Genomic DNA, 22,394 nt, shown 5'->3' on the forward strand with positions numbered 1-22,394 from the left:
CGATCGAACATGATGGACCACGAAAAGGTAAACATCCTTCTGGTCGACGACCAGCCGGCGAAGCTGCTGGCCTATGAGGTCATCCTGAAGGAGCTCGGCGAGACGCTGGTCGCCGCGTCGTCGGGCCGCGAGGCGCTGGAGTTCCTGCTCAAGAACGAAGTCGCGGTCATCCTGGTCGACGTCTGCATGCCAGAGCTCGACGGCTTCGAGCTCGCGGCGATGATCCGCGAACATCCGCGCTTCCAGAAGACCGCTATGATCTTCATCTCGGCGATCCAGGTCAGCGATATCGACCGGCTTCGCGGCTACGAGATGGGCGCGGTCGATTACGTGCCGGTGCCCGTCGTGCCCGAGGTGCTGCGGGCAAAGATCCGCGTGTTCGCCGAACTCTACCGCAAGACACGGCAGCTCGAACGCCTCAACGCGGAGCTCGAGGACCGCGTGCGCGCACGCACCGCCGAGCTCGAGCAGTCGACCACGCGGCTGGTCGAAAGCGAGGCGCGCCGCAGCATGGCGATTGCCGCCGGCAAGATGGGCTCGTGGGACTGGGATTGGGTCAACGGCGACTGGATGTGGGACGAGGGGCAATACAAGATCTTCGGCGTTGACCCAAAATCCTTCAAGCTCACCTCCGACAATATACAGGCGCTGTTTCATCCCGACGATGTCGAGCACCTCCGGCAAGCCTGGACCGGCTTCGGCAAGGGCCAGACGTCCTATGAAACCGAATTCCGCGTCATGCGGCCGGACGGCGAAGTGCGCTGGTGCGTCGGCACAGCCGCGGCCACCAGCGACCGCAACGGCAAGGTGGTACGGGTGAGCGGCGTCACCGTCGACATCACCGATCGCAAGAAGGCCGAGGAGCGGCAGAGCCTGCTCACCCGCGAGGTCGATCATCGCGCCAAGAACGCGCTCGCGCTGGCGCAATCGATCGTGCGGCTGACGCGCGCGCAGAACGTGACCGCCTATGTGCGGGCGGTCGAGGGCCGCATCACGGCGCTGGCACGCGTGCACACGGTGCTGTCGCTGTCGAGCTGGCAGGGCGCCGAAATCCGGCGGCTGGTCACCGAGGAGATCGCGCCGTATTCGGAAGCCGGACAGATCCAGATCGATGGCGAAGAGGTGCAGTTGCAGCCCGCGACCGCGCAGACCTTGGCGCTGGCGCTGCATGAGCTCGTCACCAACTCCGCCAAATACGGTAGTCTGTCGGTGCTGTCGGGCCGGCTTGCGATCACCTGGGAACTGCACGACGAAACGCTGATCCTGGCCTGGGTGGAATCGGGCGGACCTCCCGTGACCAAGCCGAAGCAGAGAGGTTTCGGCACGAGAAGCGTCATCGCCAGCATCGAGACCCAGCTCGGCGGTCGCGCCGACTTCGATTGGCGCACCGAGGGTCTGGTGTGCCGGCTCACGGTTCCGCTCAAGGCGCTGGCTGGAGAGCCCGCGGCCTACCGCGATTTGTCGACGGCCGAGCAGCGCCAGCCCATGGTCAGTTCCAGGGCCTTGTAGCGCATCCCACCCGAACAGGAACCAAGCGCCGGACGCTGCGGTTAACGGGGCTTGATCGCTCCATTCGTGGCTTGAGGTGCTACCGTGGATGCCCAAACCCGAGAGCGCGGGCCGTCCGGGGAGAAACCGCGGCAGCCCGAGCACAATCCCGAGCAAGGATCGCGACCCGACGGCGCATCCTCGCCACAGCAGGAAACCGAGCGCAAGCCATCGATGCGCGACCGGCTGCGCGAGCACTGGCTGCTTGCCACAGTCGGCGCCGGTCTGCTCCTGCTCGCGATCATCGGTGGCGTGAGCTATTGGCTCAACGTGCGTCACTATGAATCGACCGATGACGCGTTCGTGGCCGCACGCAGCTTTGCGGTGGCGGCAAAGGTCGGCGGCTATGTCGTCGAGATCCCCGTCACCGACAACCAGCACGTCAATGCCGGCGATCTCCTCGCGAGGATCGACGAGCGCGACTACAAGATATCAGTCGATCAAGCCGGCGCGCAGGTCGCGGTCGCAGAGGCCAATATCGCCAACGTCGAAGCCCAGATCGACAGCCAGCAGGAGCAGATCAAGGAAGCCAAGGCGCAGCAGGAGCAGGCCGAGGCGCAATTGAAGTTCGCGCGGGAGGAGGCGGAGCGCGCCCAGAACCTCGTCGAAAAGGGCGCGGGCACGGTGCAGCGGCAGCAGCAGACCCGCTCGGATCTCGACGCCCAGCAGGCCAATGCCAGCCGCGCCAGAACGGCAGTGACTGCCGCAGAGCTCGGCGTCAAGACGCTCGAGGCTCAGCTCAAGAGCAGCAAGGCATCGCTCGAGCAGGCGCAGGCTCAGCTCGATCAGGCCAAATTGAATTTGCAATATACCCGCATCGTCGCGGCGCAATCCGGACGCGTCGTCAAGCTGAGCGGCGCGGTCGGCACTTATGTGGCGCCGGCCCAGAGCGTCATGATGTTCGTTCCTGACGAGGTCTGGATCACCGCCAACTACAAGGAAACGCAGCTGACGGACATGCGCCCGGGCCAGCCGGTCGAGATCAGGATCGATGCCTATCCGGGGCGGAAGCTCACCGGCCGCGTGGCTTCGGTTCAGCCGGGCTCGGGCACTGCGTTCAGCCTGCTGCCGGCGGAGAACGCGACCGGCAATTTCGTCAAAGTCGTGCAGCGCGTTCCCGTGAAGATCGTGATCGACAATTGGCCGAATGACGTTCCGATCGGGCCGGGCATGTCGGTCGTGCCCTGGACCAGGGTGCGATGAGCGACGTTGCGGCAGGCGGCGGCGCAGCCTGGTCGCCGGAGCGTTCGGCTGCTGGCGGACATAACCCCTATCTGATCGCCTTCGTCGTCTCGATCGCGACATTCATGGAGGTGCTGGACACCACCATCGCGAACGTGGCCCTGCGCCATATCGCGGGCGGCCTGGCGGTCGGCATCGACGAGAGCACCTATGTCATCACCAGCTATCTGGTCGCCAACGCGATCGTGCTGTCGATCTCGGGCTGGCTCTCGACCGTGATCGGCCGCAAGCGCTTCTACATGATCTGCGTCGGCATCTTCGCATTCGCGTCCCTGCTGTGCGGGCTTGCCTGGAGCCTGGAGGCGCTGGTTCTGTTCCGGATCATCCAGGGTCTTGGCGGCGGCGGAATGGCGACAAGCGAGCAGGCGATCCTCGCCGACTCCTTTCCGCCGGCCAAGCGTGGCCAGGCGTTCGCGATCTACGGCGTCGCGGTGGTGGTTGCTCCCGTGGTCGGGCCTACGCTCGGCGGCTGGATCACCGATACCTATAGCTGGCACTGGATCTTTCTGATCAACGTGCCGATGGGCTTGCTCTCGCTGTTCCTGGTCGGGACGCTGGTCAAGGAGCCGTCCGGCGCCGAGCAGGAACGCAAGGAGTTCCTCAAGGACGGCCTGCGCGTCGACTACATCGGATTCGTGCTGGTCGCGATCGGGCTCGGTTCGCTCGAATTCGTGCTCGACGAAGGCCAGCGCAAGGACTGGTTCGGGTCCAACATGATCGTCGGCTTCGCGCTGGCCTCGGCGATTTGCCTGATCGCGCTGATCCCCTGGGAGCTGACGCGCAAGGACCCGATCGTCGATCTCCGCCTGCTGGGACGTCGCCAGTTCGGATCCTGTTTCCTGGTGATGCTGTGCACCGGTGCGGTGCTGATCTCATCGACGCAGCTCCTGCCGCAGCTGTTGCAGACCGAGCTGAACTATACTGCGCTGCTTGCAGGGCTCGCACTGTCGCCCGGCGGCATCGTCACGCTGATCTTGATGCCGGTGGTCGGCAATCTCGTCAGTCGCGTCCAACCGAAATATCTGATCGCGATCGGCGGCTGCATCGTTGCATTCTCGATGTGGCACCTGACGGGACTGAACGGCGACATCACCTATGGCTATGCTGCGCTCGCACGCATCTTCCTCTCCGCCGGGCTTCCGTTCCTGTTTCTGCCCGTCACGACGGCCTCATATGACGGCGTGCCGCCGGACAAGACCAACCAGGCCTCGGCGCTGATCAACGTCGCGCGCAATATCGGCGGGTCGATGGGCGTCGCACTCGCCCAGACCGCACTGGCGCAACGCCAGCAATTCCACCAGAGCCGGCTGGTCGAGCATGCCGCGCCGTCGGATATCGGGTATCAGCAGACCATCGACACGATGACGCGATTCTTTCAGGCGCAGGGGTCGAACGCATCGGACGCCGCGTCCCAGGCGGTCGCCTGGGTCGGCCAGACCTTGCAGCGGCAAGTCGACCTGCTCGCCTATGTCGACGTGTTCTGGATGCTCTCGATCATCGGGCTCGTGATGATCCCGCTGGCGCTGATCATCAAACCGGTCGATCTGACCGCGCCGCCCAAGGGACATTAAAGCAGACGACATTGTGAACGCGGGAGCGGCCGAACCGCGCTATGAACGGCGTGACCGAAGCGAAATCGCGCGAGGAGCATATGCCCAGGACGAGTCTTGCCGCTGCGGGTCTGTCGGCCGTCTTCCTCGCGGCGGTCAGCATCACGCGGTCGGGCGCCGAGCCCGTGCTGAAAGGCGCGGAAGCCTTCGGCGACTGGCAACGCGACAAGCCGGGCACGGTGCGCCTGATCACGCCGCAGGACTTGCCCAAGCCCGGGGCAACGGCGTCGAGCAGCAAGTTTCCGCGCGTCATCCCGAGACCTGCATCGGTCGCGCCGCAGGTGCCGGCAGGCTTCAAGGTCGAACTGTTTGCGAGCGGGCTCAGCGGCCCGCGGATCATCCGGACCGCGCCCAATGGCGATATCTTCGTGGTGGAAACCGGCTCCGGCCGCATTCGTATCCTGCGCAGCGCCGAAGGCGCCACCAGGCCCGCGACCAACGACGTCTACGCAACCGGATTGAACCAGCCGTTCGGCATCGCGTTCTTCCCGAGCGGCGACGCTCCGCAATGGCTCTATGTCGCCAACACCGACAGCGTCGTGCGCTTTGCCTACCGTAACGGCGATCTCAAGGCGTCGGGAAAGCCCGAGACCATCGTCGCCCGGCTGCCGCACGGCTACGGCCATTCCACGCGAGATATCGTCTTCACCCCGGACGACAAGCGGATGCTGGTGTCGGTCGGCTCCGCCGGCAACGCAGGCGAGGGGCTCGGCCGCCCGCCGAAGGGGATCGAGGCCTGGAGCCGCGACCACGCACTCGGCGCTGCCTGGGGCGACGAGACCGACCGCGCTGCCGTGCTCGCCTTCGATCCTGATGGCAAGAACCAAAAGCTGTTTGCTACCGGAATCCGCAATTGCGTCGGACTTGCGATCCAGCCCGGAAGCGGCACGCCGTGGTGCTCGACCAACGAGCGCGACGGCCGCGGCGACAATCTTGTGCCCGACTATGTGACACGGGTCCGCGAAGGCGCGTTCTACGGCTGGCCCTGGTACTACATCGGCGGCAACGAAGACCCCGCGCATGCCGGGGCGCGGCCCGACCTGAAGGACAAGGTGACGGTCCCCGACGTGCTGTTGCAGGCCCACTCGGCGTCCCTCGGCCTGACCTTCTACACCGGCAGCAGCTTTCCGCCGGAGTATCGCGGCGATGCGTTTGCCGCCGAACACGGCTCGTGGAATCGGTCGAAGCGCACCGGCTACAAGGTCATTCGCATCAGGCTGAAGGACGGCGTGCCGACCGGCGAGTACGAGGATTTCGTCACCGGCTTCGTCATCGGCGAGGATGAGGTCTGGGGCCGTCCGGTCGGTGTGACGGTCGCGCGCGACGGCGCACTGCTGGTCTCCGAAGACGGCAACGGCACGATCTGGCGCGTCAGCCGCGACTAAAGCGCGATGAGATTAGGTTGAATCGTCATCGCGCCTTAGCTCTTTGTTTGAGCATGATCTTTTCGGAAAACCGCTTCGCACTTTTCCGGATCATGCTTTAGCGCTGTAAGCGGCGCGCGCTAGCCGAGCCCGTCCTTGAGGCCATACTCCTCGTAGATGGTCAGGGGATCGGTGTCGGGAAACAACCTGCACTTGGCCTGCGCAAGATGCAGCGTGACGGCGCCGGCCTCACATCTGGCGGTAAGGATTTTTCGGACATCCTCCATATGCGCGCGCGGCTGATGCTTGGTCGGCAGCTGTTCGAGCGCCACCAGCGCTGTGGCCAGGGCCTCCGTGACCACCCATTCGTCGTGTCCGGTAATTCCCTTTCGCGGCATCGCCACACCCTCCGTAGCACCGGCTGCGACATTGTAGCGCGAGATGGGTGGGGGCTGTCATCAGCCAACATGGGCAGGGCAGCGGGGAACCGGTTCGCGTGGCCCTGCCACGATGCGCCGCAGGGAACCGGCGTGGCAGCGCGCGGAAGCAATGATTAGAACCACGAGGCTCGCTACCTCGTCCCCGGTCAGTCCACCCAAATGTTCGCTCCCTATCTCTCGGCCTGGAGTCTTGTCCCCGACGGTGACCCGATCGTGACGCACGCCGCACGGTTGCTGCCGGTGCGCCGGCATGGGGAGCCGGCCATGCTCAAGCTCTCGCACGAGCCGGACGAGCGCCTCGGTGCCGTCGTAATGGAGTGGTGGGACGGCGAAGGTGCGGCGCGGGTTCTTGCCCGTGACGGCGACGCCCTTCTGCTCGAGAGGGCGACGGGATCGGCTTCGCTCAGCGAAATGGCGCGAACCGGCGAGGACGACGAGGCCTGCAGGATTCTCTGTGCGACGGCTGATCGGCTTCACGCCGAGAGAGCGAAGCCGCGGCCGGATCTGACGCCGCTAGCGCACTGGTTTCGTGAGTTGTGGCCCGCGGCGAGGGCGCATGGCGGCATTCTGAACCGATCCGCGGAAGTTGCCGAAGCTCTGCTGGGCGATCAGCGTGAGATCGTGGTCCTGCATGGCGACCTGCACCATGACAACGTGCTCGACTTCGGCGCGCGCGGCTGGCTTGCGATCGATCCGAAGCATCTTGTCGGCGAGCGCAGCTTCGACTTCGCCAACATCTTCACCAATCCGGATCTTGCGGATCCGACACAGCCGGTCGCGATCGAACCCGGACGCTTTGCGCGGCGGCTCGATATCGTCGTTGAAGCGGCGCGGCTGGATCGCCGGCGCCTGCTGTCATGGATCGTAGCCTGGACCGGCTTGTCGGCCGCATGGTTTCTGGGGGATGGCGATCCGCTCGCCGAAATCGACCTTACGATTGTACAACTCGCCGCCGCCGAACTCGACCGGATGGCGTAGGGCGCGCAGCGACTACGCCGCCGCGGCGCTGGCTCCACTCAGCGACACGCTCAAAATCCGCCACTTCGAGATATCGAAGAAGTATGCGGCCTTGATGCGCGCGGAAGCGGGGTCCGGCGCCTGAATCGCCGTGTGGAATTGCCGCGTCCCATCGCTCAGCGAAATCCGGAATGTCTGCATTGGTCGAACCTCCACGCGCGGATGCTGCGGCACGGGGGGTTAACATCCGGTTGCTGTTGATGGGGCGCGCGACACGCTCGCTTCTCTCACTCAGGTGAAGCCGGCGGCAGCCGCACCATCGTGTCCTCCGCGCCAACGACGCGTCCATCTTGCGCGCGCAATTCGAGCCGTCGCACCGGCAGCCTGTTCTTGCGGTCGACCAGCAGCACATGCGCCTCATCGGGTTCAAAGAAGAAATCCTCACCCCATTGGCGGAGCGCAACGAGGAGCGGAAAGAGGCCGCGTCCCTTTTCGGTCAACACATATTCCTGGTAGGGACTGCCGTCGCTTGCGGGCACCGTCTCCATGATGCCATGCGCCAGAAGATTGCGGAGCCGGGCCGAGAGGATGTTCTTGGCAAGCCCGAGGCTTTTCTGAAACTCGCCGAAGCGGCGCAGCCCGTCGAACGCATCGCGGACGATCAGCAGCGACCACCAGTCGCCGATCGCATCCAGCGGCCGGGCAACGCCGCACATCGAGTCCCTGTGGCTCACTCGCTTGGCCATCGTGATCCTCAACACTCATTCCCTGGGGGTGATCGGCGCTCAGTGCCGCGGCCGGAAAACCACCCGATCGTGGGTTCGATATATTGGTTGCAAAGTAAAACCTCAAGCGATACACGATGGTTTCAAATTAAAACCTCCTGAGGTCCGCCATGATCCAAGCCGACGCCGCGTTCGACGGCACCTTTCCTTTCGCACCGCATTTCAGCGCGGCGCCGGGCTTTCAGATGCATTACGTCGACGAAGGTCCGCGGGACGGCGAGGTGCTGCTTTGCCTGCACGGCGAACCAAGCTGGGGCTATCTGTTCCGCCACCTCGTGCCGGGCCTCAGTGCGACGCACCGGGTGGTCGTTCCGGATCACATGGGTTTTGGCAAGAGCGCGACGCCGGCGCATCGCAGCTACTGGCTGCAGGACCATGTCGACAATCTCGAAGCGCTGGTGCGCGCGCTTGATCTCACCAATATCACGCTCGTCATGCATGATTTCGGCGGCCCGGTCGGCATGGGGCTAGCGACCCGGCATCCGGGCCGGATCCGCCGCATCGTCTCCGCCAATGGGCCAACGCCGTTCGGGCAGGGCGATCTGTTCGATCGCGTTGCCGCCAACGCGCAGGTCTCGCCGTGGTTTCAGTGGATCGCAAAGGCCGAGGCGAGCGGCGACCTCGAACCGGTTCTCGGACAGCTCGGCTTCAACATTTTGAGCACGCTGAAACTCAACGGATTCGAGAACAACGCCGTCATCACGGACGCCTGGCTCGCCGCCTACGGCGCGCACTTCGCCCGTCCGGCGGACTGCCTCGGTGCGATCGGCTGGGCCAAGGGCCTTGCGACCGGCGCGCATCAATTCCAGGCGCCCGATCCCGCCGCCGACCGTTTGATCCGCAGCAAGCCTGCGCTCGCGATCTGGGGCGAGGCGGATCGCACGCTGCGCGCAGAGCATTTCCTGCCGCTGTTCTCCGCAATCTTCCCGGCGGCACCGGTCAGGCGCCTTGCCGGTGTCGGGCATTACTGTTTCGAGGATGCGCCTGAGGAAATTGCCGCCCTGATTGCGGAGTTCATCCGGCAAACGTGACTGCGCGCCTGATCGCGTGCCGCGGGCAGGGCAGCAAGGACCATGCAACGCTCCTGTATTGTGGGCCGTGCCAGTCGTCGGGCCGGCCCTCGCAAGTCACATCGTGCATTCCGCCGAGATCGCCGCCTCAAGTGCCGGCACCCAGGCCCTGTAGGCGGCCGCAGTGAAGTGAATGCCGTCGGCCATCTTCGCGCCGGGCGGCAGATGCGGGTCGATAAACCGAACATCACGCGCAGCTGCGGCGGCTTCGATCGCCCGGTTGGTCGGTTCGTCAGCTGCGACGGCGATGGCCACCAATGGCCGCGTCGACAGCGACTTGACAGTCTCGATGAGGTCGGTGAAGTCGCGTTGCGCCGTTGGCGATCCGGCGTCGTTGGCGCCGACCGCGAGGACGAGCAAGAACGCGCCCTGGTCCTGCAGCACGCGCCCGGCGAGCTGCTTTGCCTCCGCGATGGTCTGACCGCCAACGCCGGCATTGACGACCGGACGTCCGCAGAGCTGCCGGGGCAGCGGAGCCATTTCGGTGATGCTGTCGCCAAGCACGACGATCGGCGCCGGCGCGTCGGCTAGCGCAGCGCGTATCATGAATTCGCGCACCGCGGCATGATCGTGAAACGCGTGCTGAGACACTTCGCCGAAGCGGTTGCGCATCCTCTGCAGCTCCGCAAAGGAAGCGACAAAACCAATCAGAAAAGTAACGGCCAAAACCCAAGGTAGTGCGCGACGCATTGCTCCTCAGAGCTATCATCGCGGCTCCAGCCCGAGCAATATTCGGAAACAACCCCACAACGCCGGAGCGATCACTTTCTGCGGATCACGTCCTGCGGGAGGTGGCCGGATACGGCGGCGCGCAACCCGTTACCTTCGTTGCGGCCATCTGGTGGTTGGCTATCGCGGCCTCTTTGGTCTCAGCTCCGAGCCCGGCAGGACGTCGCCCAATCGAAAAGCAGTGGCTGAAGGGGTGTCCGTTACCTTGCGGCGTCACGAGTACTCACCAACGTTCAAAACCTCCGCCATCGTTTTGATTATCCACAAGTTTATCCGATCAAGAGCCGTCACGAGCAATCAGGGTCTAAACGCGGTGGTGAGATCGATTTGGTGACTAGCGTGGCGACTAACCATTTTCAGGACGCCAGCGAATGCACACCACCACGATTGCTACTGTAAGAACCGCCAACAGCCCGGCCCGTCATCAATCCGGACGGCACAATCGAAACCCTCGTTAAAGCCGCCAAACCGGGAATTTGGACGCACGAGCGTTGGCCTTTACCTCGTGATCGCCAAGAGCGGATCGGCCTTTTGGGCCCTTCGCTATTCCACGAGGGCCGGGCAGCGGCGATTGATGACGCTCGAGACATATGAGCCAATCGACATTGCCATGTTGAAGGCGTGGCGGAACTACAAAAGCGAATTAAGGCCGGACGTGATCCGTTAGCCGAACGGGACGCCGCAGCAAACAAAGCGGTTTCAGCAACAAACCGCGGACGGCGAAACATTTGAACAAGTGGCTCGCGATTACATCACGCACCGCAAGGATGGCTGGAAGAATGCAAAACATCGTCAGCAATGGGAAAACACGCTCACGACCTACGTCTATCCAATCATCGGGAATAAGCAGCCACACGAGATCACGACCGATGACGTATTGAAGGTCCTGCAACAAGATCATGAGCGCGCCGAAAAGAAAGGAACGCTCTGGACAAACGCACGCGAAACAGGGTCGCGCACGCGTATGAGAATTCAACAACGCGGAGCACTAATCACGCCAATGATCAGAAAAGAACTGAGGCGGTGAATCAGTGGATCGGCCGAACTGACGGCTTTGCGAGAGCCCGCTATGCCCCCTATAGCGATGGCCAATACCTGATCTGGCGCAGCACCCTCGAAGGGAGATTGGCGAACTCCATGCGCGTAAAAACGCCGCAGAGCTGTCCAATAGCTTGCTCGCGGTAGTTGCGCCTGATAAGAGTTCCCTTGTTTAAGCAACAAATTTGTGAAAATGCGGTCGCGGCCTCCTTGAGAGGAGCGACGCGCCCGTCTCGCCAAACCACGAAATCCATCCTCAACTGTAAGCAGGAGGGCCCGATGGATAGTGAACTGGTACAGGGCTTACTTGACGCAATACTCGATTCCTATAAGGACGTAGAAGGACTTGTTCTAGTCCGACATGCCCCGCAAGTCGCTGATGATTTGTTCGTGTTAAGGATCATTCATGATCCTGACCACCCAGCGAGCAGTCAGATCGTCTTTCGTCAAATCTTTGTCGTCGGGGCTTCGAAGCATTCCGTACGAATTCAAATCGAGCATGGTCCAAGGATCGTTTATCACGGCTATCCTATACAAGGCGATCCGAACGATCCCTTGGGGCCAAACTTTCCTTCGAAGCCTACCGGGGCTCCCTACATTGGCGGTGATCGTGTTGCCAATCGTCGAGGGACTATGTGGGGGACATTAGGAGTCGCTGTACACGGAATACAGATGCAACATAGTGGGACATCGTGCGGCACGAATGCAGCGTGCTTCCTCTCGAATAATCACGTCATTGCGCTCAGTAACGGTGGAGTTGCCGGAGACCCGATTTATGAACTCGACACCGCTACAGAAATTGGGAATTTGCACTGCTTTATACCGATGAAGAACGCCGGCGGCACTGACGCAGCACTAGCGACGCTCTTTGCCACAAACGTCGCCTGGGGTCAGCTTTCTGGGCTCGGGCAAATTCGCGGCGAGATAGGTAAACTGCATCTTGGGATGATTATTTACAAAGCTGGAGGACGAACAGGGACAAACGAAGGCAACTATCTTGGGGTAGGAAATGTAAACGTCGATGGCCGATGGTTTTACGGAGCTGGTATTACGTCTCGCCAATTCGGTTGTAGGGGCGACTCGGGAAGTCTAGTGGTGGACGGTAGCCGGGCTCTTATCGGACTCTACTTCGCAGGAGAGGACCTACCTTGTGATCAGCGTCCCGAGGGCTTTTTCATTCCATTTCAAGATATGAGGTCGGTGTCTCAGTTGCTGGGAATTGAGATAACCCTTGGTAAAGACGAATCCTCATCGGCCGGTCCGGTAGCAGCCGGCTGATGACAGTTGATGGGGTGGAGCCACCGCAATTCGTTTCGGCGTTGTAACCGAGGGGAACGCTGCTGAGGCCGCACTACTGCGCCGGCCAAGTGTCACCTTCGGGCCGGCCCTCGGGAGAGTTACGGGAAAGCCCGGCCATTGCGCCGGGCTTTTCCTTGAATGCATCAGGGCGCCCGGCTCGACCCTGACCGCTTGACCCGATTTGGCTAGTCATTCTGGTGAGCGCGGCCCAATTTCTGAGTTTCTTCAACGCGACGAGCGGACGGTTGCTCCGCCGAACCCAATCCGGCCGCTGATTTCCACAAATGTTTTGCACCTCCGATCGCTCCTGACTGCTCTTGATCGAAGCGCAAATTGGACGGGGCAGGGCGGATCAGCGCATCACTGTTTGCGCCACAACGGAGGCAGCAGGCGATGCAATTCGGAAGACATAGCCCTGAGCATTTTCGCGACTGGCGAAGCCGCCGACGAGCCGCGCGTACCGCACAGAAGGAAATCGTCCTGGCGGTTCATAACCCGGACGGACGCGCCTTCCGCCCGGAGCGTTCCCGGAGAGTTGTCACTGCTCATGAATTTCGACGCACTCACCAAATTGACTAGCCAATCGCATTCCTAGGCCTGCTCGTACTCCCATAGTCCAATGTCGAACGCCCCAAGAGCCTGAATCTGTTCATCTGTGAAGCGATCGACCGCCCTAAAATCGTTGATGCCCCGCACGATGCGCGGAACGGCCGCCCGTGCCCGGACCGTCGCCGGTAGCTCGAGGACAGTGGGTACCAGCGGCTTCTTGTAAGTGGCCCAGTGTTTTTGTTCAGCACGCATCACCGATGCGGCCTCCTCGTTCGATAAGCTCACGGAGCAGCGATGCTCACGTTTGCGGTCGTTGGGTGGATACAACCGCAGCACGCTTGATGGAGACCATTTGCCGATGGCACCGTCAGTATCGTTCTGAACGTAGGCCGCCACTGACACGTGGACGAGGCTGGGACTCCACGCCTTCAGCACCCAAGGTGCAATCAGTCGGTCCGTCAGCATGGCCCGTACCCCCTCGACGGCGCGCATCTCCCAGTCGGTAAGGACTCGCAGTTTCTCTCGAAGATTGATGCGCTCCTGCCTCTGAGCCACCGACAGGCCAGGTCGCTCGTATGCCTTAAGTTTCTCAACGATGGCGTCGCTTTCCCGCTGGCGGATGACGAAATGCCCCGCCGGCATGTCGCGCAGATCTTGTTCTAACTCGGCAACGCTCAGCTCAAGTTCTCGTCCAGTCTTTTCGAGGGCACCACCCGACATCATCCAGACCGCGAGCAGCGGCGAACGACGAGCGTTGCCGCCGGTTGGACCGAAGTGCTTGTCGGCCACATCGGGATCGCTCGTAGCCCTACGTACGATCTCGCCCCAGCCCAGCACGACGACCCGGAATAGGCCATCCGCTTCGCGCTTTTGGTTGAGGGTCGCCACGTGCGCCTGCAAAGGAGCGTCGTCCGGGGCTGTCGTGAGAATGTAGAATTCCTTCAGCGCAGGATCAAATTTCGAAGCTTCATTAATCGCCGCCGTGACGTCGGCCTTGGTCAGGGTCCTTACTGGCCATTGCGACTTCTTCTTGCATTGCAGTCCAATCGGATAGACGCCGCCGTTGCGTGCGAGAATATCGATACCATGCTGCGCTTGACCAGCCCGGCCGTGCCGCACGAGGGCAGGATCACCGAACTGGGATTGGAAAACGTCGGCGCAGAGCTCCTCAAACTGCTCCCAATAGCGCGGTGGCGCATACTCGGCAGTCACTCGATATTGCACCTGGACTCCTTACAAGATGGACTGAGTTCGCCGAGTACAGGCGACGACGCGCGCATCAACAAACTGATACTTTCTTGTATTCGCTTAAGCCAACACCACTGATGCCTTCGCAGTTGGAAGTTCATCCCACGTTCGCCCGTCCAACACCCGACCGGTTTGCTTCTTTTGCACTCCACCCCACTGCTTAAAGTGGAAGGCAACGCCCGCGTCTACGCATTGATCCCGGATAGATCGTACCCAATCAGGGTCCATCGGACGCGCGGCGGGACCGCTTTCGCCGCCCGCGATAGCCCAGTCGATGCCCTCAAGATTTAAGCTTTCAAGTGGACCAAGCAACGGTTCGAGGCTCAAGAACTTAATGAATGCCGGTGTCGAACGCAGATGGTCAATTCGATCGGTATATTCGTTGTTTTCGACGCTTACTCCCATCCAAACGTTATTCGGCCACGGAAGCTGGTTCGCAACACTAGAGAGCCGTTCTGCACGTTTGGTCAAAATTTGAAAGGTGTGGTGTCGAGCACGTTGCATCACATCAAAAACTTTGCCGATGAACTCCAGTGGCACATCCTCGTGAAACAAGTCCGACATCGAATTGACGAAGATGATTTTTGGGGTCTTCCACTTCAGCGGGATGTTTAAGGCGGCATCGTCTAGAACGATTTTGCCATTCCACTTAGCGCGGCCACCGGTCACGCGAGTGGTGCCCGCGTATTTTGGTTGCCCCATCGCTTCCAATCGGCGAGCAAGGCGCATTGCGTAGCAGTTCGTGCAACCCGGTGACAGGATCGTGCAACCACCAACTGGATTCCAAGTTGCTTCTGTCCATTCGATCGGTGAATTTGTGGCCATAGGGGAATTCCTTACTTGAACGTTACCTTTACGTGGTCCGCGAAGGTGACGGAGCCTGCCCGTTTGGGCCGCTTCGCTGCTGGTGGATCAGCTGTGATCACTCCTGCTGCCTCCAGTTGTCTAAGAGACTCCTTGTAATTCTTATCGATGTACGGAGTATCAACGGAATGATCTTCGTAAATCTGGCGCATCGTTAAAGTCTCGCCTGCAAACACCTTGGGCAAATCCGCTAGTAGTTTGTCGAACGGTTGCAATAGCGAAAATAGTAACGGCGTTGAAGCGTCGGCTGGCGAATAAGCAAAGGACGCCACGCCTTGATCATCGGTCGAGCTTTCGCCCGCCATGATCGCTTTCATGATCTCGTAGCCTCTAAAGTGCTTCGATACGAAGATCAAACTATGCGAGGTTCGCGCGCCACGCTTGAAACGAAACGGAAGCACGAATTTTCCACCCATGCCTTTGATGGCCTGTGATAGCTCTTCAAGGATTAACGTCTCACGCGCATCAGGCGATTTTCCTGCAATCTTCTCCCGCAAGTTGGCCGCGCGTTCCACACCGAACAACGCATCCATATGTTGCTTTACTTTATCGTTCGATAGCCCGGCATTGATGCGTCCATAATTGAAGAAAAATACGCAGTCGCATCCCCAATCCTTGATGACGCCATTTACAATCTTCAGCGACAGGCCTTTGTAACCAAACGGATCAACAAAGGTGAACGACGGAATTATATTCCGTTCGGCAAAGAATTTCTCTGCGTCCGCTCCGACTTCGTTGCACTGAACGTCCGGTTTGAATTTCAGCTTCTCAATGCCCGGCAGCGCGTTGATTTCCTGCTGAAGATTGGAGGAGTGGTCCGGGCTGGCATCGTTGAACAGTGTCACAAGCATCGAACGCATATCCGCGTCATTGATGGCGTGTTCCAAAACCAACAGCGGTGTCGATGCTGCGCCGTCTTTGTATCGACCCGGTCCAGCATAGAGGTCGATGTAAGCGATCTTCCCGCCGTGTTGCTTCGTTGTGGGAATAATTACTTTTGCCCAAGCGTAGAAGTATTTCTGGATGATCCTCGCTTTTGTTTCCGATTGATCTGTTCGTTCATCAAAAAATTTTGCACCTGCCAATGGAGTCTTTCCTTGCACAGCTTCGAGTAGATTCGTTGCCGGCATGCACGTTACTCCGCAGATTCGACTCGCACTATATTGTTCACTATTTGTTCTGTCTAGTTAGTTCGGCCTTCATCGACCGCGCGGCGCAGGCGACGCCAACCAATTGGTTAGTGGTTTGGTGAGCAGATCATTTAAGATGTTGAAAAATAAGCTTGACTGGCGGAAGGGGTGGGATTCGAACCCACGGTACCCTTGCGGGCACGCCGGTTTTCAAGACCGGTGCCTTAAACCACTCGGCCACCCTTCCAAGCCTTGTAATCGTTGAGGTTTCTAGCTGGCGGGTGAGAACAAAGCTAGGACTTTGCTACCGTCTTGCTACCCAACGTCGTCGGCGCGCTTGTTTATGGCCGCGCGCAGTACCCCGTCAACCGCCGGGGCAGCTTCACCCTGCATATTCGGCATCAGGTGGCTGAGATCCATCGTGATCGCGATGGACGAATGTCCGAGCCGTTTCTGCACCACCTTGGGGTGAATGTTGGATGCCAGCATGTGGCTGGCGTGTCTGTGCCGTAGGCTGTGCAGGGCGACGTCCCCCCAGGAAGTCGGGCACGACGTGCGTCAGGCTTTGCGGCTGGAGCCGGCTGTCGTCCGCTTGGGTGACGACGTGAAGCTCGGCGGTCCATGGAACTCCAAGGCGAAGCAATTCCTCAGCATGGGCCGCGCGCCAAGGGCGCAGCTCTTCGACCGCCATGGCGGGGAGGGCGACTGTCCGAGCCTTGCGGCTTCCTAGCTTCTTTCTCGTGGATCTCGCCAGCATCGATCTGCTCTGTGCTGGAAGGCATCAGCAAGCCGGAGCTTGGCCGGGTACCCTTTCGAGGGAGTCGCCAACTGACGGCGGCCTGTTAGGGAATGGATTTCCGCCCCGCAGAGCCTATTGGCGCGGGGCCGGCCAGGGGCGGAGGGCTCATGGACGGAAAGGGGATTTGATCCGCTCCATTGATTGATTTCTCTAGTCGTTTCTCGAAGCGAATCTCATCGTTCGATGATGGGCATATCTTCTCCCAGCCTACACCATAGGCTGTGCCTAGAAATTCGATCTGATCTGTCTCGAAAGTCTGAATAATTCGCTGTCTGCTGCAGGCTGGGACGATTGCGCTTTTTGTGCTGTTGCCGTCGGGCCGCTTTAGCGAATATTGCATCGTTACCGGTGCGCCACAGCGATTGACGACAGTCCAGGTCTGCAAAGAGCCGTCCTTCGTTTTGATGGGGCCCGTGAAACAGTTTTGGGCATTGGCATTCGCGGCAAGTACGCAAGGCATGAGCGAAACTGCGACCGCCCAGACAAGTTTCATGTGCTCTGGTTGCCCATGGACCGCATCGCGTTATCTGTCATTTGCTTCTGATAGGCTGCGCGCGCGCTGAAACGGGCGGCAATGATCAGCGCGATCGGAATGCCCACAAGTACGAGACAAGTCACGGTGCCGATGGTTGCCATCGTAGTCTTGCTCCCGGTGATCTTCTTCCGAGAGTCTGAATCAACCGCAGGCTGCTATCAAGGGCAAAGTTTCCCGTCAGTCGTTGTCTTTGGGACTGTGATCGCATCAGCTTGAACAGCTCGAGGACATCGGCAAGCCGGAGCTTCGTGCCTTTAGGCATATATTGCAGGAGGAGATGCCCGGGTATTGGCCGCTAACTCGTCACGCTTGATCGGTCGCGCCCGGCGTGGAACGCCCGCATATCGGCGGCAAATTGCCGAGCGCTTTCGGACGGGGTCTCGAGAGGCCTTCGTTTGAGCATGGCTGGGAGATAAGCGTTCCGCGCTTTGCGAAATGGCGACGATGGCCGTAGAAACACGGGAATTTCGGGTGGGGAGAATAGGCTAAAATGCAGCTTTGGTGAGATCGCCAATCGATATGCGATGAGCGCCTCGAGGAGTCTTTACGTGCAAGTCATACGGAATGGATTTTTATCGCTGCTGGCCTTGGGAGCGTTGACCCTGGAGGGTCACGCGCAAACTGTGGTCGCAGCATTGGAGTGCGATTTTCCGCCAGCTTCAACGGGTGATTGGAACATGGCCGCATCGACCCTCCAGTACTATATCGATACAGCAGGAGGTTGGAGAGTGAACGAAGATTCCTTCTCCTTCGATGGTCCGACAAAAATTGCTATCGGTGGAAAGGATAGCACAGCTTCGCTTTCGATCATTATTTCCCGACAGTCAGGCAAAGCTACCAAAACGCTGAGGTCGGAAGGGAAATCCCTTACAGTCAGCGGGGAATGCAAAAAGATGGAATCGTCCGGACGTAAATTTTAGGCGCACCCGTCGGCTCAAATGCTCGGGCTGGCGAGCGAAAAAGCCCCTAGCCCAAGACGCCCTTGGCGAAATCAATCACCTCGCCCCAGTCCATCTGGGCATCGACCCAGCCTACCTTGCCGCAGGCGGCGCATTCAGGTGTGCCGAGATGTCGTGCCAGTCCAGTCGGGGAGGTCGAGCTTCAGTAGACCGTTGTGGTGCTGACAGCCGACACAGAAGACCAGCACCATTTTGAAACCGGCGCTTCGATCGACGGGACCGATCCAGTAGCGGAAAAGGTGAGTGGGCTTGCGGCCAGGGCATAGTCTAGCGCTTCCGCAGACGCCTATAAGATCGCCGTCACCGCTGCCGGCGAGCAGCAGGCCTGGGCCGCGGCCTGGATCTGAATTGGCGAAATCGGCCCGCCGGGCGCGAACCGGCGGAGGCGGGCTCGGTATTGGCATCAAGTGTCCGTGAAATGTGAGGCCGTTCACACTCGATCATCGCGAGTTGGCCTAACGCACGGGCGGGTGGCAGCTCGGTGTCGGAGAATCGTGATGCCGTTTTTCAGCAGCCAAAGCTTGTCGTCAGCAGTCGCGGCTTCAGTGCCCAGTATTCTCATCGTGGGAGCAGTTAGCTTTGCGGCTGTTGGTTATGTGGAGTGGTCGTCGGGCGTTAATCTGGCCCATTTCATGAGCCGGACTGCCCCGGATGCCTCAATGCCGGTTCTACCGCTCAAGGGAAGAACAGGTTGCCAGCAGGGCAATAGGCCGCTGCCGGGGCTCTCTCTACCGCTCGAGTGACGCCAGCCTAAAGCGACAGTGCCCAATCTCCCAAGGAGACTAAGCCGCCAGCTCCCGGAATGGTTTCCAGCGGTGCCTGTCCTTGGGCGGATTTGGGCGGCCAGCCAGATCATAACCTTTGGGTCCTTCGTGATGGCGGAAATCGAGGAGCCTGACTTTCGCACGATTGAAGCAAATTGTTGGTCTGAGATCTTTAGGCCGGCGCGAATAGCACGGCCTTCGTAGCAATCTTGTCGCCAGTCATCTCGAGACGCCTCTCGCGCGTCAGCGCGGTAAATCTCAAAAATTACGCCGCCGGGCCCGAAATGGTTTGTCCCGGCGGCGCCCTGTCATTCCCAGCGCTAGGGCCCTGAAATTCCCAATGTCATTTATTTAGCAGGTACGCGGAGGGACGGCTGTTGCCTAACTCACACAAGGTCAAAAAGAGGAGCCGACGCTCAGGGCCGGTGCGCCAGCTCCTCCGAAACGTGACCGTGCTGCGTCCCCAACGGACCGGTCCCTCGGAGAAGCCTGCGCCGATGGGGTCGTTGATTTGCTAACGAACCCCAATTTCCGGATGCGCCCTGTGGGGTACCCCGTGAGATCTCGGCAAGTGCGCTGCGACGTCGAGTACAATTCAGGCTGCCGCGGATGTACCGGCGCGATCTGCTGAACCTGAGGCGGCCTGCTCACTGGCGCCCGTGCCCCCAGCAGACGGAATGACGGCCTCAGCAACCCCACGCTGAGGCCGTTTTCGGTTGCCGCCCGCCGCTCAAAATTGGAACCGCAATTGGCACCCAACTTGGTAACGAAACCCGGGTCGGCCCGTCATTCGCCCGGTCGGTGAGCTGAAAGGGCCCATGCTCGCAACGCCGTTGACCGCGAGGGGCCACGTTGGCCATGATGAGGCCCATGAAGCGTGTCCTCTTTCTCTGCACCGGCAACTATTATCGCAGTCGATACGCCGAGGAACTGTTCAACCATCTTGCAAGAGCCGAACAACTGGCGTGGCGCGCATCCTCCAGAGGCGCGGCCGAGCGGGGATCGCCCGACAATGTCGGGCCGATGTCGGTCTTCGCCGACGATCGTCTCCGCGCGAGCGGCATCGTTCCGGAAGGCGCGGCGCGCTTTCCGCAGCCCTGTTCATTGGCCGACTTCGACGACGCCGACCTCGTGATCGCGCTCAAGGAGACCGAGCACCGTCCGCTAGTCGAGCGCCGGTTCCCCGAGGTCGCCGACAGGGTGACTTACTGGCACGTGGACGATATCGACTTTGCTCATCCGTCAGTCGCATTGGCCATGATCGACGATCACATCCGCGCACTGGTTTCAGCGCTCAGGTCGTCGGTTCGCGCTTCAGGAAGATCTCCAGCGCAAACGTAGCCGGGCGCGCGAGCCTGCCGCTGATGCGTTCGAGGTCGTCGATGGCGACGATCTCGAGGCGACCTTCGGTCACCTTCAATTGGTCGATGGGCACGTCGCGCGCGAGGAACACATCGCCGCGAAGCGTGCCGTTTGGCGTTGCATGATCGGGACCGGAATAGCGGCCGATCAACTCGAAACGCTCGGGCGGTACGTAGTAGCCGATCTCCTCGTGGATCTCGCGCACCACGCATTCGAGGAAGGTCTCGGCGCCTTCCCGCCGGCCGCCAAACAGGCTGATCTTTCCGCGATCGGTAACATGCGGGAGGTCGTCGCGCCGCTGCATCAGCAGCCGGCCATCTGTGCTGACGAGAAGGGCGGACGTTCCCTCCCTGACACTGACGGTCATCCGTACATCCTCTTCTGGAAAAGGCGAGGATGCGTCACGAGTGGGACGGGGAGAAGACCGCGCGTCTGCCGCAACCCGATTGGCAGGGAATGAGTAGGGGTAACCGATGCCTGTCGCACGGGCGCCGATAGCGCCCGAGGTCTCAGAAACGTTCAGCCGAAAGCGAACGCCAGCAGGCTCGAACACAGCAGCACTAGGCTTGCCGCGGTCAGGGTCAGAAATCCGTCGGAGACCAAATCGTGATTACGCATGATACACCCGCCTTCAATCGATGCTCATCCGAATTGATTAAAGCTTTCCGAACATTCACTCCTGGAAAGAGGTGACGCGTCTTTCCGCCTTCAACGGACTGTCAGGCCCGGTGCCGATAGCCTTCCACGGCGTGCGCCAAGAAGATCGCCGCACTCACCAAGCCCATCACCGCTGTAACCGTCTCGATCATCGCAAACTTCCTTTGCGCCCCACGCGGACGAGAAAACGATTGCAGCCTTGCACAGTCAAAAAGATTCAATTGTTGGAATCCAAGATGCCCCCCGACTGATGATTTGCTGCAACAGTGTGTCTGATCCCGGGACAGGCGAGGGCGTTTGGCAGGGGCGAAGGTCAGTAGAACGACGGAGGAGGCGCAACAGACCGTTCACCAAGACGCCACCGCCCGCCGGCTCTCCCCATTTCCGCCGTGTTCCGGTTGCGATATCGTCACGCTATGGTGCGGAGGTGGGCCGCACAGCGACGGCAAGGGACTTCGAGGCCTCGGAGTAGGCGCAGGTCCGGCAGAATGGTACTTGGGGCAGATGGGGATTAGACGGCCAGATTCGATGATCCGGACGGCGCGCGGCGCCGTTGCGGTGGCGACGTGCCTCGTCCTCGCCAATTGTGCCTCCTCGAACAAGTTCGCCAGCCGGGTCGACCCCAAATACGGGGTGTCGTCGAGCCCGCGCGTGGTGGCGCTGGGTGATCCCGTGCCGAAAGGCGGCGGCACCTATCGCATCGGCAAGCCTTACGTCGTCGCCGGCCGCACCTATGTGCCGGAGGAGAACGAGAACTACCGCGCCGAGGGCATGGCGTCCTGGTACGGCGACGATTTCCATGGCCGCCTGACCGCCAATGGCGAGGTGTTCGACATGGGCTCGCTCACCGCCGCCCATCCGACCTTGCCGATGCCGAGCTACGCCCGCGTCACCAATCTGAGCAATGGCAGGTCGCTCGTCGTTCGGGTCAATGACCGCGGCCCGTACCACGGCAATCGCCTCATAGACGTCTCGAACAAAGCCGCAGAACTGCTTGAATTCAAAGGCAATGGCGTGGCCCGCGTCCGTGTCGAATATGTCGGGCGGGCGCCGCTCGAAGGGTCCGACGACCGCCAGCTGATGGCGACCTTGCGCACCGGTACTCCCGCGCCGTCCCCGTCGATGGTCCGGGTCGCGTCTGCACGGCCGTTCGTGCCGGAGATGTCGTCCTCCTCGGGCCGGGTCCGTGGCGACGTTCCGTTGCCGGAGGGGCGGCCCTACAGCCTCGGCAACACCCAGGCCGACTACGCCTCGGTGAGCGCGACCTCCGAAATGTCGGCCTCGAGCCGGTCGCACCGCCGCGCTCTGAACAATCCGCGCGAAGTCTCCTATGAGGGTGATGCGCGCTATGCCGCAAGCCCTAGCCCGGCCGCCGCCTATGTCCCGATCGACGCGCGCGGACCGGCCGAAGTCCTGAGCGGGCGCGGCCTCTACTGAGCCATGCG

21 protein-coding genes and 1 tRNA gene are annotated in these 22,394 nt (G+C 60.9%); 11 read left to right on the forward strand and 11 right to left on the reverse strand.

Going from position 1 to position 22,394, the window contains the following annotated elements; all coding sequences use genetic code 11:
• The first annotated feature begins 12 nt into the window (after positions 1 to 12).
• The 4 genes from QA639_RS22790 (at position 13) to QA639_RS22805 (ending at position 5,785) form a co-directional block, all read left to right on the forward strand.
• Positions 13 to 1,509: a sensor histidine kinase gene (locus tag QA639_RS22790; RefSeq protein ID WP_283090613.1), complete on the forward strand. Its 1,497-nt coding sequence runs from the start codon at positions 13 to 15 to the stop codon at positions 1,507 to 1,509.
• Positions 1,510 to 1,593: 84 nt separating this feature from the next.
• Complete coding sequence (locus QA639_RS22795; RefSeq protein ID WP_283087454.1) at positions 1,594 to 2,751, forward strand: HlyD family secretion protein; 1,158 nt, start codon at positions 1,594 to 1,596, stop codon at positions 2,749 to 2,751.
• Positions 2,748 to 4,361: a DHA2 family efflux MFS transporter permease subunit gene (locus QA639_RS22800; RefSeq protein WP_283087455.1), complete on the forward strand. Its 1,614-nt coding sequence runs from the start codon at positions 2,748 to 2,750 to the stop codon at positions 4,359 to 4,361. Before QA639_RS22795 ends, QA639_RS22800 begins: the two co-directional genes overlap by 4 nt.
• 80 nt (positions 4,362 to 4,441) lie before the next feature.
• Positions 4,442 to 5,785 (forward strand): PQQ-dependent sugar dehydrogenase, encoded by a 1,344-nt coding sequence (locus QA639_RS22805; RefSeq protein WP_283087456.1) that lies wholly within the window; start codon positions 4,442 to 4,444, stop codon positions 5,783 to 5,785.
• A 119-nt stretch (positions 5,786 to 5,904) separates the two neighbouring features.
• Here QA639_RS22805 and QA639_RS22810 read toward each other — a convergent pair whose 3' ends face one another.
• On the reverse strand, positions 5,905 to 6,162 hold the full coding sequence (locus QA639_RS22810) for a hypothetical protein (protein WP_028332011.1): 258 nt from the start codon (positions 6,160 to 6,162) through the stop codon (positions 5,905 to 5,907).
• Between the two features lie 201 nt (positions 6,163 to 6,363).
• Between QA639_RS22810 and QA639_RS22815 the strand changes: the two genes are divergently transcribed.
• On the forward strand, positions 6,364 to 7,182 hold the full coding sequence (locus QA639_RS22815) for an aminoglycoside phosphotransferase family protein (RefSeq protein WP_283087457.1): 819 nt from the start codon (positions 6,364 to 6,366) through the stop codon (positions 7,180 to 7,182).
• A 12-nt stretch (positions 7,183 to 7,194) separates the two neighbouring features.
• On the opposite strand, the gene QA639_RS22820 is transcribed toward QA639_RS22815, so the two are convergent.
• A complete protein-coding gene (locus QA639_RS22820; RefSeq protein WP_016847764.1) occupies positions 7,195 to 7,362 on the reverse strand; it encodes a hypothetical protein in 168 nt (55 codons plus the stop codon).
• Positions 7,363 to 7,448: 86 nt separating this feature from the next.
• Positions 7,449 to 7,907 carry a winged helix-turn-helix transcriptional regulator gene (locus QA639_RS22825; RefSeq protein ID WP_283087458.1) on the reverse strand — a complete coding sequence of 153 codons (459 nt, stop codon included), beginning with the start codon at positions 7,905 to 7,907 and terminating at the stop codon, positions 7,449 to 7,451.
• Positions 7,908 to 8,056: 149 nt separating this feature from the next.
• Between QA639_RS22825 and QA639_RS22830 the strand changes: the two genes are divergently transcribed.
• Complete coding sequence (locus QA639_RS22830; RefSeq protein WP_283087459.1) at positions 8,057 to 8,977, forward strand: alpha/beta fold hydrolase; 921 nt, start codon at positions 8,057 to 8,059, stop codon at positions 8,975 to 8,977.
• Between the two features lie 96 nt (positions 8,978 to 9,073).
• On the opposite strand, the gene QA639_RS22835 is transcribed toward QA639_RS22830, so the two are convergent.
• A complete protein-coding gene (locus tag QA639_RS22835) occupies positions 9,074 to 9,628 on the reverse strand; it encodes an SGNH/GDSL hydrolase family protein (protein WP_283087460.1) in 555 nt (184 codons plus the stop codon).
• 853 nt (positions 9,629 to 10,481) lie between these two features.
• Here QA639_RS22835 and QA639_RS22840 point away from each other — a divergent pair.
• Complete coding sequence (locus tag QA639_RS22840) at positions 10,482 to 10,772, forward strand: phage integrase central domain-containing protein (RefSeq protein ID WP_283087461.1); 291 nt, start codon at positions 10,482 to 10,484, stop codon at positions 10,770 to 10,772.
• Between the two features lie 290 nt (positions 10,773 to 11,062).
• Positions 11,063 to 12,061 carry a hypothetical protein gene (locus QA639_RS22845; protein ID WP_283087462.1) on the forward strand — a complete coding sequence of 333 codons (999 nt, stop codon included), beginning with the start codon at positions 11,063 to 11,065 and terminating at the stop codon, positions 12,059 to 12,061.
• 612 nt (positions 12,062 to 12,673) lie between these two features.
• Here QA639_RS22845 and QA639_RS22850 read toward each other — a convergent pair.
• From QA639_RS22850 to QA639_RS22875, 6 genes are all read right to left on the reverse strand, one after another.
• Complete coding sequence (locus QA639_RS22850; RefSeq protein WP_283087463.1) at positions 12,674 to 13,843, reverse strand: hypothetical protein; 1,170 nt, start codon at positions 13,841 to 13,843, stop codon at positions 12,674 to 12,676.
• 96 nt (positions 13,844 to 13,939) lie between these two features.
• A complete protein-coding gene (locus tag QA639_RS22855; protein ID WP_283087464.1) occupies positions 13,940 to 14,704 on the reverse strand; it encodes a DUF5131 family protein in 765 nt (254 codons plus the stop codon).
• 11 nt (positions 14,705 to 14,715) lie between these two features.
• On the reverse strand, positions 14,716 to 15,873 hold the full coding sequence (locus tag QA639_RS22860; RefSeq protein WP_283087465.1) for a three-Cys-motif partner protein TcmP: 1,158 nt from the start codon (positions 15,871 to 15,873) through the stop codon (positions 14,716 to 14,718).
• Between the two features lie 157 nt (positions 15,874 to 16,030).
• Positions 16,031 to 16,120: transfer RNA gene (locus QA639_RS22865), tRNA-Ser, on the reverse strand.
• A gap of 68 nt (positions 16,121 to 16,188) precedes the next feature.
• A complete protein-coding gene (locus tag QA639_RS22870) occupies positions 16,189 to 16,362 on the reverse strand; it encodes a hypothetical protein (protein ID WP_244978851.1) in 174 nt (57 codons plus the stop codon).
• Between the two features lie 799 nt (positions 16,363 to 17,161).
• Positions 17,162 to 17,308 (reverse strand): hypothetical protein, encoded by a 147-nt coding sequence (locus tag QA639_RS22875; protein WP_157348611.1) that lies wholly within the window; start codon positions 17,306 to 17,308, stop codon positions 17,162 to 17,164.
• Positions 17,309 to 17,755: 447 nt separating this feature from the next.
• On the opposite strand from QA639_RS22875, the gene QA639_RS22880 reads away from it, so the two are divergent.
• Together QA639_RS22880 and QA639_RS22885 are read left to right on the forward strand one after the other, a co-directional pair.
• Positions 17,756 to 18,127: a hypothetical protein gene (locus tag QA639_RS22880; protein ID WP_152977684.1), complete on the forward strand. Its 372-nt coding sequence runs from the start codon at positions 17,756 to 17,758 to the stop codon at positions 18,125 to 18,127.
• Between the two features lie 1,673 nt (positions 18,128 to 19,800).
• A complete protein-coding gene (locus tag QA639_RS22885) occupies positions 19,801 to 20,271 on the forward strand; it encodes an arsenate-mycothiol transferase ArsC (protein WP_063616697.1) in 471 nt (156 codons plus the stop codon).
• Here QA639_RS22885 and QA639_RS22890 read toward each other — a convergent pair.
• On the reverse strand, positions 20,225 to 20,659 hold the full coding sequence (locus QA639_RS22890; RefSeq protein WP_051375994.1) for an NUDIX domain-containing protein: 435 nt from the start codon (positions 20,657 to 20,659) through the stop codon (positions 20,225 to 20,227). The two genes, QA639_RS22885 and QA639_RS22890, sit on opposite strands and share 47 nt — an antisense overlap.
• Positions 20,660 to 21,453: 794 nt before the next feature.
• Here QA639_RS22890 and QA639_RS22895 point away from each other — a divergent pair.
• Positions 21,454 to 22,386 (forward strand): septal ring lytic transglycosylase RlpA family protein, encoded by a 933-nt coding sequence (locus QA639_RS22895; RefSeq protein WP_080666931.1) that lies wholly within the window; start codon positions 21,454 to 21,456, stop codon positions 22,384 to 22,386.
• Positions 22,387 to 22,394: the final 8 nt, after the last annotated feature.

The sequence above is a fragment of the Bradyrhizobium pachyrhizi genome (genome assembly GCF_029714545.1).
GTDB lineage: Bacteria > Pseudomonadota > Alphaproteobacteria > Rhizobiales > Xanthobacteraceae > Bradyrhizobium > Bradyrhizobium pachyrhizi.